At 60.2% G+C, this 12,153-nt stretch carries 10 protein-coding genes; 6 read left to right on the top strand and 4 right to left on the bottom strand.

The window, feature by feature from the left end:
• Both PMI16_RS09460 and thrC read left to right on the top strand, forming a co-directional pair.
• The coding region (locus PMI16_RS09460) for a helix-turn-helix transcriptional regulator (protein WP_007878882.1) at window positions 1-780 on the top strand (780 nt) is incomplete at its 5' end.
• Window positions 781-912: 132 nt separating this feature from the next.
• On the top strand, window positions 913-2,373 hold the full coding sequence (gene thrC, locus PMI16_RS09465) for a threonine synthase (protein WP_007878883.1): 1,461 nt from the start codon (window positions 913-915) through the stop codon (window positions 2,371-2,373).
• Between the two features lie 183 nt (window positions 2,374-2,556).
• Here the strand turns inward: thrC and PMI16_RS09470 are convergent, their stop codons facing one another.
• Window positions 2,557-3,465: a LysR family transcriptional regulator gene (locus tag PMI16_RS09470; RefSeq protein ID WP_007878885.1), complete on the bottom strand. Its 909-nt coding sequence runs from the start codon at window positions 3,463-3,465 to the stop codon at window positions 2,557-2,559.
• Window positions 3,466-3,634: 169 nt separating this feature from the next.
• Between PMI16_RS09470 and aceB the strand changes: the two genes are divergently transcribed.
• Window positions 3,635-5,221, top strand: coding sequence for a malate synthase A (aceB, locus tag PMI16_RS09475; protein WP_007878887.1), 1,587 nt, complete (start codon window positions 3,635-3,637; stop codon window positions 5,219-5,221).
• Between the two features lie 288 nt (window positions 5,222-5,509).
• On the opposite strand, the gene PMI16_RS09480 is transcribed toward aceB, so the two are convergent.
• From PMI16_RS09480 to ispD, 3 genes are all read right to left on the bottom strand, one after another.
• Entirely contained in the window at window positions 5,510-5,713 is a 204-nt protein-coding gene (locus PMI16_RS09480) for a cold-shock protein (protein WP_007878889.1), read from the bottom strand.
• 162 nt (window positions 5,714-5,875) lie between these two features.
• Window positions 5,876-6,370, bottom strand: a complete 495-nt coding sequence (gene ispF, locus PMI16_RS09485; protein ID WP_007878891.1) for a 2-C-methyl-D-erythritol 2,4-cyclodiphosphate synthase — start codon at window positions 6,368-6,370, stop codon at window positions 5,876-5,878.
• Window positions 6,367-7,107, bottom strand: a complete 741-nt coding sequence (ispD, locus tag PMI16_RS09490) for a 2-C-methyl-D-erythritol 4-phosphate cytidylyltransferase (protein ID WP_007878893.1) — start codon at window positions 7,105-7,107, stop codon at window positions 6,367-6,369. The genes ispF and ispD overlap by 4 nt, the downstream gene beginning before the upstream one ends.
• 220 nt (window positions 7,108-7,327) lie before the next feature.
• Between ispD and mfd the strand changes: the two genes are divergently transcribed.
• From mfd to PMI16_RS09505, 3 genes are read left to right on the top strand one after another with little or no spacing between them, the layout of a single operon-like run.
• Window positions 7,328-10,783: a transcription-repair coupling factor gene (gene mfd / locus PMI16_RS09495; protein WP_007878894.1), complete on the top strand. Its 3,456-nt coding sequence runs from the start codon at window positions 7,328-7,330 to the stop codon at window positions 10,781-10,783.
• A gap of 30 nt (window positions 10,784-10,813) precedes the next feature.
• A complete protein-coding gene (gene serB / locus PMI16_RS09500; protein WP_007878895.1) occupies window positions 10,814-11,656 on the top strand; it encodes a phosphoserine phosphatase SerB in 843 nt (280 codons plus the stop codon).
• Between the two features lie 22 nt (window positions 11,657-11,678).
• On the top strand, window positions 11,679-12,041 hold the full coding sequence (locus tag PMI16_RS09505; RefSeq protein ID WP_034379785.1) for a DUF4870 family protein: 363 nt from the start codon (window positions 11,679-11,681) through the stop codon (window positions 12,039-12,041).
• Window positions 12,042-12,153: the final 112 nt, after the last annotated feature.

Consider the following 12,153-nt stretch of genomic DNA (forward strand, 5'->3'; position numbering starts at 1 on the left):
GGCGGCCGCCACATGGTGGTCGGACGCATTGCCGAAAGCGCCGGCCAGTCCGAAGCGATCGCTTTGCTCAGGCCGCTGGGAGCGCCGGAATACGCCGAGCGGGAATACCAGTTCCTGCGCGCGCTGTCGCCGCATCTGATCCGCTCGGCGACATTGCGCTCGCGCATGCGCACACTGGAGCGCCAGCAATCGGCTAGTGAATCGGTGGTGGCGCATTTGCCCTACGGCACGGTGTGGGTCAATGCCGCCGGTCGCATCATTGCCACGAACGAGCAGGCTGCTGAAATATTGCAAGCAGCCGACGGTTTGTCGGTTTGCAAGAATCGCCTTGTCGCCCACGAGGCAATGGATGCCGAGAAACTGGTGCACGCCATCCAAATGGCCACCGTCAACGAGGCGCGGCAAGGCCAGTGGTTCGCCGTGGCGCGTCGCAAGCAAGTCGTGCCGCTGGTGATCTCGGTCATTCCCGCGACGATTCCGGCGGCACTCGATCCTTTGAGCGGCGGCCCCTTCGCGCTGCTGATTTTGCAAGACATGACGCGACAGCGCGTGTCGCGCTCGGTGCAGTTGCAGAGCATCTATCGCCTGACGCCGGCGGAGACGCGACTGGCCGAGGCCTTGCTCGAAAACGAGACCGTCGATTCCTATTCGCTCAAAAGCAACGTCAGCCGCAACACCGTGCGTACCCATCTTGCCAGTTTGTTCGCGAAGACCGGCACCAAACGCCAGGCCGAATTGGTCCGCGCTTTGCTGGCGTCGCAGCCGCACGTGATGTTGTAAGTCTCGCCGACGTCGTCGTCCATGCGCGCCCGATGTGGTCCGCCAAGGTCCGAAAATCATGGATAGGCGCGGCGAGCCAGCTATAATGACGATCTTCGTGCAACCTGCTGCAAGACTTATCTCACATACGCTATGCAATACGTTTCCACTCGCGGTCACTCTGCAACACCTTCCTTTTCCGAAATCCTGCTGGGCGGCCTGGCGCCGGACGGTGGTCTGTACCTGCCGGCCGACTATCCGCAAGTGAGCGGCGCCGAGCTGGATCAGTGGCGCCGGCTGTCGTATGCCGATCTGGCGTATGAAGTCCTGAAGAAGTTCGCCACCGACATTCCCGATGCCGACCTCAAGGCGCTGACGCACAAGACCTATAGCGCGGACGTCTATCGCAACGCGCGCACCGGCGAAGACGCATCGCAGATCACGCCGCTGCGCACGCTGGAAAACAAGGACGGCAAGAAGCTGGTGCTGCAAGCTCTGTCGAACGGTCCGACGCTGGCGTTCAAGGACATGGCCATGCAGTTGCTCGGCAACCTGTTCGAGTATGCGCTGGCGAAGAAAAATGCAGAACTGAACATCGTCGGCGCCACCTCGGGCGACACCGGCAGCGCGGCCGAATACGCCATGCGCGGCAAGAAGGGCATCCGCGTCTTCATGCTCTCGCCGCACAAGAAGATGAGCGCCTTCCAGACGGCGCAGATGTTCAGCCTGCAGGACCCGAACATTTTCAACCTGGCGGTGGAAGGCGTGTTCGACGATTGCCAGGATATCGTCAAGGCGATCTCCAACGACCTCGATTACAAGGCCACGCAAAAGATCGGCACCGTCAATTCGATCAACTGGGCGCGCGTGGTGGCGCAGGTGGTGTACTACTTCCGCGGTTATCTGGCCGCCACGACGAGCAACGAGCAGAAGGTCTCCTTCACCGTCCCGTCTGGCAATTTCGGCAACATCTGCGCCGGCCATATCGCCCGCATGATGGGCCTGCCCATCGACAAGCTGGTGGTCGCCACCAACGAGAACGACGTGCTCGACGAATTCTTCCGCACCGGCATCTACCGCGTGCGCAAGTCGGCCGAGACTTACCACACCAGCAGCCCGAGCATGGACATCAGCAAGGCGTCCAACTTCGAGCGCTTCATCTACGATCTGCTCGGTCGCGACAGCACGCGCGTCAAGGCCTTGTTCCACAAGGTCGAGACGGCCGGCGGCTTCGACCTGACCGGTGTCGCGGGCAGCGACGGCAACGAATTCGCCAGCGTGATCCGCTACGGTTTTTCCTCGGGCAAGTCGACCCACGCCGATCGCCTGGACACCATCCGTTTTGCGGAAAAAACCTATGGCATCACCGTCGACACGCACACAGCCGACGGCATCAAGGTCGCGCGCGAAAATCTGACCGAAGGTGTCACCATGATCGTGCTGGAAACGGCGCTGCCGGCCAAGTTCAATGAAACCATCCGGGAAGCGCTGGGCCGCGATGCCGAGCGTCCGTCCGGTTTTGAAAACATCGAAACGCTGCCGCAGCGTTTTGAAGTGATGCCGGCCGATGCGGCGAAGGTAAAGACTTTCGTTGCCGGACATACCGGGCTGTAGTTCGCCATCAAGCTTCTGCGACGCCGGGTCCCGCCGAAAGCCGGGGCCCGGCGTCTTTTGAGCGTCACGCAAATTCCCCCTCGACCGACGTCAGTCCGCTGTCAGATTGCGATGCCTTGTTGCGCGGGATCGTGGCCGCCTACGGCAAGTGGTAGGCGGCCATTTCCTTCTGCATGGCGGGGTTCAGAGAGGATGGCGCCAGTAGTTCGGCTGCGCGTACGCGTGCCGGAGGAAATCCACGAACGCGCGTATGCGCAGCGGCAGATGCCGGCGTTGGGCAAACACGGCGTATATCGGCGGCGCCGGTGCGACGAACTTGTCCAGCACCGTCACCAGTTCGCCCGCTTCGATCGCCGCGCCGACTTCCCACATCGAGCGCCACGCCAGTCCTTTGCCGTTGAGCGCCCAGTTATGCAGCACCTCGCCGTCATTGCAGACCATGTTGCCGCCGACTTTGTGGACGCTGACCTTGCCGTGCTGCTTCAGCGTCCAGCCGCGCTGGCTGCCTTCGCTGCTGATGGCCAGGCAGTTGTGGCGGCCGAGGTCGTCGGGGGTTTGCGGCGTGCCGTGGCGACGCAGATAGGAGGGCGCCGCAACGATCACGCGGTCGTTGTCGGCCAGTTTGACGCTGATCAGGTTGGAGTCGGTCAGGACCGCTATCCGGATGGCGACGTCGATGCCTTCGCCGATCACGTCGGCGATGCGGTCGTTGAGGTTGAGCGTGAGGGTGACGTCGCGGTGTTCCGTCAGGAAAGACGGCACCAGCGGCGCGACGTGCTGGCGGCCGAAGCCGGCCGGCGCAGAAATCAGCAAGCTGCCGCTGGCCCTGGCGCTGCGTTCCGATACCGAAGATTCGGCATCTTCCAGATCGGTCAGGATGCGCTGGCAGTCTTCCAGGAAGGCGGCGCCTTCGTTGGTCAGCACGATCTTGCGGGTGGTGCGCTGGAGCAACTTGACGCCGAGCCGTTCTTCCAGCGCGTCGAGACGGCGGCCGATCATGGCGGGCGCGATCCCTTCGGCGCGGGCGGCGGCCGACAGGCTGCCTTTGGCGGCGACATCGACGAAGGTGGAGATTTGCTTGAACTGATCCATGAGGGTACTCTCGAACGCGATAGGCGATCAGGCCATTATCTCTTCACTTGTGACTAAAACGCAAAGATAAAGTGATAAAACGTTTTACTCATGGTCATTTAGTTTAAATATACTAAGTGCACAAAAATACCATTGGATAACGAATTCTTTTTCTACTTAGGAGCACAGCATGACGCAATTGACACTGCCGGCCGGGATGCAGATTTCTGGTGAAATCAAGCCTGGTTATGAACAGATCCTGACGCCGGACGCGCTGGCGCTGGTAGCAAAATTAAGCCGCGCTTTCGAGTCGCGCCGCCAGGAATTGCTGGCCGCCCGCGCAGAACGCGTCAAACGCCTGGACGCCGGCGAGCGTCCCGACTTCCTGCCTGAAACCGCGAACATCCGCAGCGGTGACTGGAAGATCGCTCCCATCCCTGAAGCGCTGAAATGCCGCCGTGTGGAAATCACCGGTCCGGTCGAGCGCAAGATGGTCATCAACGCCTTCAACTCGGGCGCCGACAGCTACATGACCGACTTCGAAGATTCGAACTCGCCGGTCTGGGACAATCAGGTCACCGGTCAGATCAATCTGTTCGACGCGATCCGCCGCACCATTTCGCTGGAATCGAACGGCAAGAGCTACAAGCTCAACGACAAGATCGCCACGCTGGTGGTGCGTCCGCGCGGCTGGCATCTGGATGAAAAACACGTCACCATCGACGGCAAGCGCATCTCCGGCGGCATCTTCGACTTCGCGCTGTTCCTGTTCCATAACGCCAAAGAACAGCTGGCGCGCGGCGCCGGTCCTTACTTCTACCTGCCGAAGATGGAATCGCATCTGGAAGCGCGCCTGTGGAACGACATCTTCGTGATGGCGCAGAATGAAATCGGCCTGCCGCAAGGCACCATCAAGGCCACCGTGCTGATCGAAACGATCACCGCCGCGTTTGAAATGGAAGAAATCCTGTACGAACTGCGCGAGCACAGCGCGGGCCTGAACGCCGGCCGTTGGGATTACATCTTCTCCTGCATCAAGAAGTTCAAGAACGACAAGGACTTCTGCCTGGCCGACCGCGCCAAGGTCACCATGACCTCGCCGTTCATGCGCGCCTACGCTTTGCTGCTGCTGAAGACCTGTCACAAGCGCGGTGCGCCGGCCATCGGCGGCATGAGCGCGCTGATCCCGATCAAGAACGATCCGGAAAAGAACGCCATCGCGATGCAAGGCATCATCAACGACAAGCGCCGCGACGCGACCGACGGCTACGACGGCGGCTGGGTTGCTCATCCGGGCCTGGTGGAAGCATCGATGAAGGAATTCGTCGACGTGCTGGGCGACAAGCCGAACCAGTTCGAGAAACAACGTCCGGACGTCGACGTCAAGGCATCGGACCTGCTCGACTTCAAGCCGGAAACACCGATCACCGAAGCCGGTCTGCGTTACAACATCAACGTCGGCATCCACTACCTGGGCGCCTGGCTGGCCGGCAACGGTTGCGTGCCTATCCACAACCTGATGGAAGATGCGGCAACGGCGGAAATCAGCCGCGCGCAAGTCTGGCAATGGATCCGCAGCAGCAAGGGCAACCTGGAAGACGGCCGCAAGGTCACCGCCGACATGGTGCGCGCGATGATTCCGGAAGAGCTGGCCAAGGTCAAGGAAGTCGCCGGTAACGGTCCGACTTACGATCGCGCTGCGAAGATCTTCGAAGAAATGTCGACTTCGGCAACCTTCGCCGAATTCCTGACATTGCCGCTGTACGAAGAGATCTGATGTAAGCAGGGGATTGCAGCGGCATGGCGAGTCGTCGCTGCGAGTCTCCTTTTCAGAAATAAAACGCCCGCTGCTTGCGGGCGTTTTTTTATTGATTCTGAACTTAACTTGTATGGATGTTAAATGCGTAACTTTAGTTACGTTGAGTCATGACGCATTCAGTCAGGTCGATACGCATTGACTGTTGTCGACGAAAGTCTGTCGCCGGAAGGAACACGAAACGTACAGACGAAAAAAATCCCCGACATGTCGGGGATTTTTTCTTCATCTCAGCTTGCTAAGCGATGCTTAGATTGCTTGGATGTTCGAAGCTTGCTTGCCCTTAGGACCTGTAGTCACTTCGAAAGAAACGCGTTGGTTTTCTTTCAGGGACTTGAAGCCATTCGATTGAATAGCCGAGAAGTGAGCGAACAAATCTTCGCCGCCTTCGTCAGGAGTAATGAAGCCGAAGCCCTTCGAGTCGTTGAACCACTTTACGATACCAGTTGCCATGTTAATTCCTAAATAAGTTAATGTGGGCTTTGCCCGTTATTATCGTTTAAACCTAGAGAGGAATGACAGACTAATACCGCACTACCAGCTCGAATCTTAACGACCTTTTAATTATACCGATTAAATCGCCAATGCAAGTGGTTTTCACTCGCGGGGAACAATTTAATTTGCAGTCGGTTTGTATACCAAAACCACCGCCTCGGCGGCGATTCCTTCCTCGCGGCCCAGATAGCCGAGCTTTTCATTGGTTTTGGCCTTGATGTTGACTTGCTCGGCGGCAATGCCGAGGTCCGTCGCAATATGCGCCGTCATCTGCGGTATGTGGGGCGCCATCTTGGGTGCTTGCGCGATGATCGTGGCGTCGACGTTGCCAATCGCGTAACCCGCGGCCGCCACGCGCTTGACGGCTTCGCGCAGCAATATGCGCGAATCGGCTCCCTTGAACTCGGCCGCGGTATCGGGAAAATGCCGGCCGATATCGCCCAATCCGGCCGAACCGAATAGTGCGTCGGTGATGGCATGCAACAGCACATCGGCGTCCGAATGGCCCAGCAGGCCGGTTTTATGGGGAATGTCGACGCCGCCGATGATCAGCTTGCGGCCGGCGACGAGGGCATGGCAGTCGTAGCCTTGACCAATGCGAAAGGGGAAAGTCATTCTTGTCCTCGTAAAAATAATTCGGCCAGCGCGACGTCGTGCGCCAGGGTGACCTTGACATTGCGCGGGCTGCCTTCCACCAGTTTCGGTTGCAGTCCCAGCATCTCGACGGCGCTGGCGTCGTCGGTGATGTCGCCTACGCGGCCTTGCTCCTGTGCTTCATCCAGCGCGCGTTGCAGCAGGGCGTAGCGGAACATCTGCGGCGTCTGCGCCGCCCACAAGTCATTGCGCGGCACGGTTTCCTGAACGCGCGAAGCCTTGCCGCGCTTGAGCGTATCGACGATGGGCAAGGCCAGCAAGCCGCCGACATCGTCGTCGTGCAAAGCGGCGATCAGCTTGTCGAGCAGGGCGTCATTCAGGCCGGGACGGGCGGCGTCGTGCACCAGAATCCAGTCGTCATCGCCGACTTGCGCGCGGATTGCCAGCAAGCCGTTGCGCACGCTTTCCTGGCGCGTTTCGCCGCCGTGGCGCACGACGGTCAGCTTGCCGGCCAGTTGCGGTTGCGCCGCGAGGAAGTCGTCGATATAACCATCGGCAGCACTCACGACGACAAACGTATGCGCAACGGATGCATTGCCGGCGAAGGTGTCGAGCGCGTATTGCAGCATCGGTTTGCCGGCCAGCGGCATGTATTGCTTGGGAATCGCGCCTCCCAGACGCGCGCCGACGCCCGCAGCGGGGATCAGCGCGAAGTGTCGGGCGGGTCGGGCGGTGTTCTGCGAAAGTGGAACGCTCATGCAAGATGCGCCATGACAGCCAGAAAGCAGGAAATGCCTGCCGGGCACGCCCGAGGGTGGGAAGGGCGCGGCCTTGTCTGCAGAGGGCTTCGTTTATAATGTGAGGCTGAATTCTAAAGCTAAATTCGAGGCCTGATAACAAATCAATTGTTATGGGCCTTTGCGCGTCCGGCAGCATTTTGTCGTATTTTGCGCGCTTCGGCGCCTCCCAATCCAGCCAATGTCTTTTGACCTGAAAAAAATCCTTCCCAAGCCGGGCGTGCGTTTCGTTCCTCCTGCCGTGCATGGTTCCGCCGACGCTTATTTGCTGGCGCAGGCCGCCATTGCGCTGAAGGCCGACAAGCGCATGCTGACCGTGGTGGTCGCCAACGCCACCGACGCGCAGCGTTTGCTGGCGGAAATTCCGTGGTTTCAGCGCCAGGCTGAAGGCAGCGACGATGACGGCAAATTGCGCTGCCATCTGCTGCCGGACTGGGAAACCCTGCCTTACGATGCGTTCTCGCCGCATCAGGATCTGGTCTCCGAACGCTTGGCGACCTTGTATGAAGTACAAAACGGCCAGTGCGACGTGCTCATCGTGCCGGCCACGACGGCCTTGCTGCGCATGGCGCCGCCGGGCTTTCTGGCGGCTTATACCTTTTTCTTCAAGCAGGGCGAGAAGCTCGATGAAGCACGCCTGAAAACCCAGCTCACGCTGGCCGGCTACACCCACGTCACGCAAGTGATGTCGCCCGGCGAATATTCCGTGCGCGGCGGTCTGATCGATATCTTCCCGATGGGCTCCGCGTTGCCGTATCGCCTCGACCTGTTCGGCGACACGATTGAAACCATCCGCACCTTCGACGCCGACACCCAGCGCTCGCTGTATCCGGTGCGCGAAGTGCGCTTGCTGCCGGGTCGCGAGTTTCCGATGGATGAGACTTCGCGTACCGCCTTCCGCAGCCGCTGGCGCGAAGTGTTCGAAGGCGATCCGTCTCGCTCGGCAATCTACAAGGACATCGGCAACGGCATCGCCTCGGCGGGTATCGAGTACTACCTGCCGCTGTTCTTTGAAGAGACCGCGACGCTGTTTCGCTATTTGCCCGAAAACAGCATGTTCGCCACCGTCGGCGACATCGACCAGGCCATCAAGCGCTTCTGGAGCGACACGCGCTCGCGCCACAATTTCCTCAAGGCCGATCGCGAACGTCCGGTGCTGCCGCCGGAGCAGGTTTTCCTGACCGACGAAGATTTTTTCACGCTGGTCAAGCCGTACGGCCGTCTCGCGTTGCAGACCGACGATGCGCCGTCGGACTTGTCGGCGCCGATACCGAATATCGCGGTCAATCGCCGCAGTGAAGATCCGTTGATCAATCTGCGCGCCTATCTGCTTAAAACCGGAAAACGCGTCATGTTGTGCGCCGAATCGAACGGCCGCCGCGAAACCCTGCAGCAGTATTTCAAAGAGTACGACCTGCATCCGGCGCTGTGCGACGGCTATGAAAGTTTTATCGCCAACAATGAACCGTTGATGCTGGGCGTGGCGCCACTGCACGCCGGTTTCGAACTGGTTGACGCCGAAGTCAGTTTCATCACCGAGACCGAGCTGTATGCCGGCTCAGGCCGACGCGTCGGGCGCAAGAAGCAGGAAGCAGTCACCCAGGTCGAGCACATGGTGCGCGACCTCTCCGAGCTGAAGATCGGCGACCCGGTGGTGCACGCCAATCACGGCATCGGACGCTACATGGGTTTGCTCAGCATGGACCTGGGCGAGGGCGAGACCGAGTTCTTGCATCTCGAATACGCCAAGGAAACCAAGCTCTACGTGCCGGTATCGCAATTGCACGTGATTTCGCGCTACTCCGGCGCCTCGCCGGAAGATGCACCGCTGCATTCGCTCGGTTCCGGCCAGTGGGAAAAAGCCAAGCGCAAGGCCGCGCAGCAGGTGCGCGACACCGCCGCCGAATTGCTGAATCTGTACGCGCGCCGCGCCTTGCGCCAGGGCCACGCCTTCCAGTATTCGGCACGCGATTACGAAACCTTCGCCGAGAGTTTCGGCTTTGAAGAAACGCCCGATCAGGCCGCCGCCATCAACGCCGTCATCGGCGACATGACCAGCGGCAAGCCGATGGACCGGCTGATTTGCGGCGACGTCGGTTTCGGCAAGACCGAAGTCGCGCTGCGTGCCGCCTTCGTCGCCGTCATGGGCGGCAAGCAGGTCGCCATCCTGGCGCCGACCACCTTGCTGGCCGAGCAGCACGCGCAGACCTTCGCCGACCGTTTCGCCAACTGGCCGGTGCGCATCGCCGAGCTGTCGCGTTTCCGCAGCGGCAAGGAGATCGCGCAAGCGATAAAAGGCATGGGCGACGGCACGCTCGACATCGTCATCGGTACGCACAAGCTGCTGTCCGACGACATCAAGTTCTCGCGCCTCGGCCTGGTCATCATCGACGAAGAACACCGTTTCGGCGTGCGTCAGAAAGAAACGCTCAAGGCCCTGCGCGCCGAAGTCGACGTGCTCACGCTGACGGCGACGCCGATCCCGCGCACGCTGGGCATGGCGCTGGAAGGCTTGCGCGATTTTTCCATCATCGCCACCGCGCCGCAAAAGCGTCTGGCCATCAAGACCTTCGTGCGCGCCGAAGGCGAATCGACCATCCGCGAAGCCTGCCTGCGCGAGCTCAAACGCGGTGGCCAGGTCTACTTCCTGCACAACGAAGTGGAGACCATCGAAAACCGCAAGGCCATGCTGGAAGCCTTGCTGCCGGAAGCGCGCGTGGTCATTGCCCACGGTCAGATGCACGAGCGCGATCTGGAAAAGGTCATGCGCGATTTCGTCGCGCAGCGCTCCAACATCCTGCTGTGCACGACGATCATCGAAACCGGCATCGACGTGCCGACCGCCAACACCATCATCATGCACCGCGCCGACAAATTCGGCCTGGCGCAGTTGCATCAGCTGCGCGGTCGCGTCGGCCGTTCGCATCACCAGGCTTACGCTTATCTGCTCGTCAACGACGTCAAGGGCCTGACCAAGCAGGCGCAGCGCCGTCTGGAAGCGATCCAGCAGATGGAAGAACTGGGCAGCGGCTTCTACCTCGCCATGCACGACCTGGAAATCCGCGGCGCCGGCGAAGTGCTGGGAGACAATCAGTCGGGCGAGATGCACGAAATCGGTTTCCAGATGTATTCCGACATGCTCAACGAAGCCGTGCGCTCTCTCAAGAACGGCAAGGAACCCGACCTTGCCGCGCCGCTGGCCAGCACGACGGAAATCAACCTGCATGTGCCGGCCTTGCTGCCGAGCGACTATTGCGGCGACGTGCACGAACGTCTGTCGCTGTACAAACGCTTCGCCAATTGCACCTCGCAGGAAACCATCGACGGCTTGCAGGAAGAGCTGATCGACCGCTTCGGCAAACTGCCGGAAGTGGCCAAGGCGCTGGTCGAAACGCATCGCTTGCGCATCGCCGCCAAACCGCTGGGCATCATCAAGATCGACGCGCATGCCGAATCGGCGCTACTGCAATTCGTGCCGAATCCGCCGGTGGATGCCATGCGCATCATCGAGCTGATCCAGAAGAACCGTCACATCAAGCTCAATGGCCAGGACAAGTTGCGCATCACCGCCAACATGCCCGACCTCAATGCGCGCGTGACCCAGATCAAGGCGACCATGCGCTCGCTGGTCGGCTGACCCATTTTCAAAATACGAAGAAGACGCACCATGAATCTGATCTTGCAAGGACTGAACACCAACCGCGCCGACGTCGAGGCCATCATTGCACTCGCGCAACCGCGGCGCGTGGTCGACATCAATGCCCGCGCCTGGCGTTGCGAAGGCGTGGCGTACAGCGACGCGCTCAAGACGCAGATCGATACCGCCTGCCTGGCGCGGCAGGTCGATTACGCCTTCATCGACGCCGGTCGCACGCTGGCCGATTTCAAGCTGGTGGCGATGGACATGGATTCCACGCTGATCACCATCGAATGCATCGACGAGATCGCCGACATGCAAGGCCTCAAGCCGCAGGTGTCCGAAATCACCGAAGCCGCCATGCGCGGCGAGATCGAATTCAACGAAAGCCTCACGCGTCGTGTCGCCTTGCTCAAGGGGCTGGATGCCGGCGCCTTGCAACGCGTCTATGACGAGCGTCTGCAACTGTCGCCGGGCGCGGAGAAGATGCTGAATGCGATTCAGGCCGCAGGCTTGAAGACTCTGCTGGTGTCCGGCGGCTTTACCTTCTTCACCGACCGCATGAAGACGCGCCTCAATCTCGACTACACCCATTCGAACCAGTTGGAAATCATCGACGGCAAGCTCACCGGCAAAGTGGTCGGCGGCATCGTCAACGCGGAAGAAAAGCGCCTGACCGTCGAGCGCGTCTGCGCCGAACTCGGCGTGCCTGCATCGCAAGCCATCGTCATGGGCGACGGCGCCAACGACCTCAGGATGATGGGAGTGAGCGGCTTGTCGGTGGCGTTTCGCGCCAAGCCGGTGGTGCGCGCGCAAGCCAGCGTGGCATTGAACTTTGTGGGGCTCGACGGCATCTTGAACATATTGGCATAACCCAAAGGAGAGGTGCATGAACATGAGTCAGGATGTCGTTCTGGATGCAGACTTGCAGTCGACCAAGGATCTGGCCTGGTGGCTGTACATCTTCCATGGCCTGAGTCTGGTGTTGTCGCTGGGCATGTTGTCGTGGCTGCCGCTGATCGTCAACTACATCAAGCGCGGCGATGCTGCCGACACCTTTGTCTATAGCCATCACCGCTGGCAGATCCGCTCGTTCTGGTGGTATCTGTTCTGGATGTTCGCCGGCGGCGTGATCTGGATGACGCTGATCGGCATCCCGCTGGCGGTGCTGATCTGGTCGCTGGCATGGATCTGGAAGGCCTATCGCATCATCAAGGGCTGGCTGGATCTGAACGACAACAAAGCGATGCCCGTGTAACAGCGTTGGCACGTTCTTGTCACATAGTTGGATTAGAATGTCCCGGCAGGTTTGCAGCATAATTCAGAAAAGAGAGGCGATCGAATGAATAAAGTCTATCCCGACGCGTCCA

This window comes from Herbaspirillum sp. CF444, assembly GCF_000282135.1.
Taxonomy (GTDB): domain Bacteria; phylum Pseudomonadota; class Gammaproteobacteria; order Burkholderiales; family Burkholderiaceae_D; genus Herbaspirillum.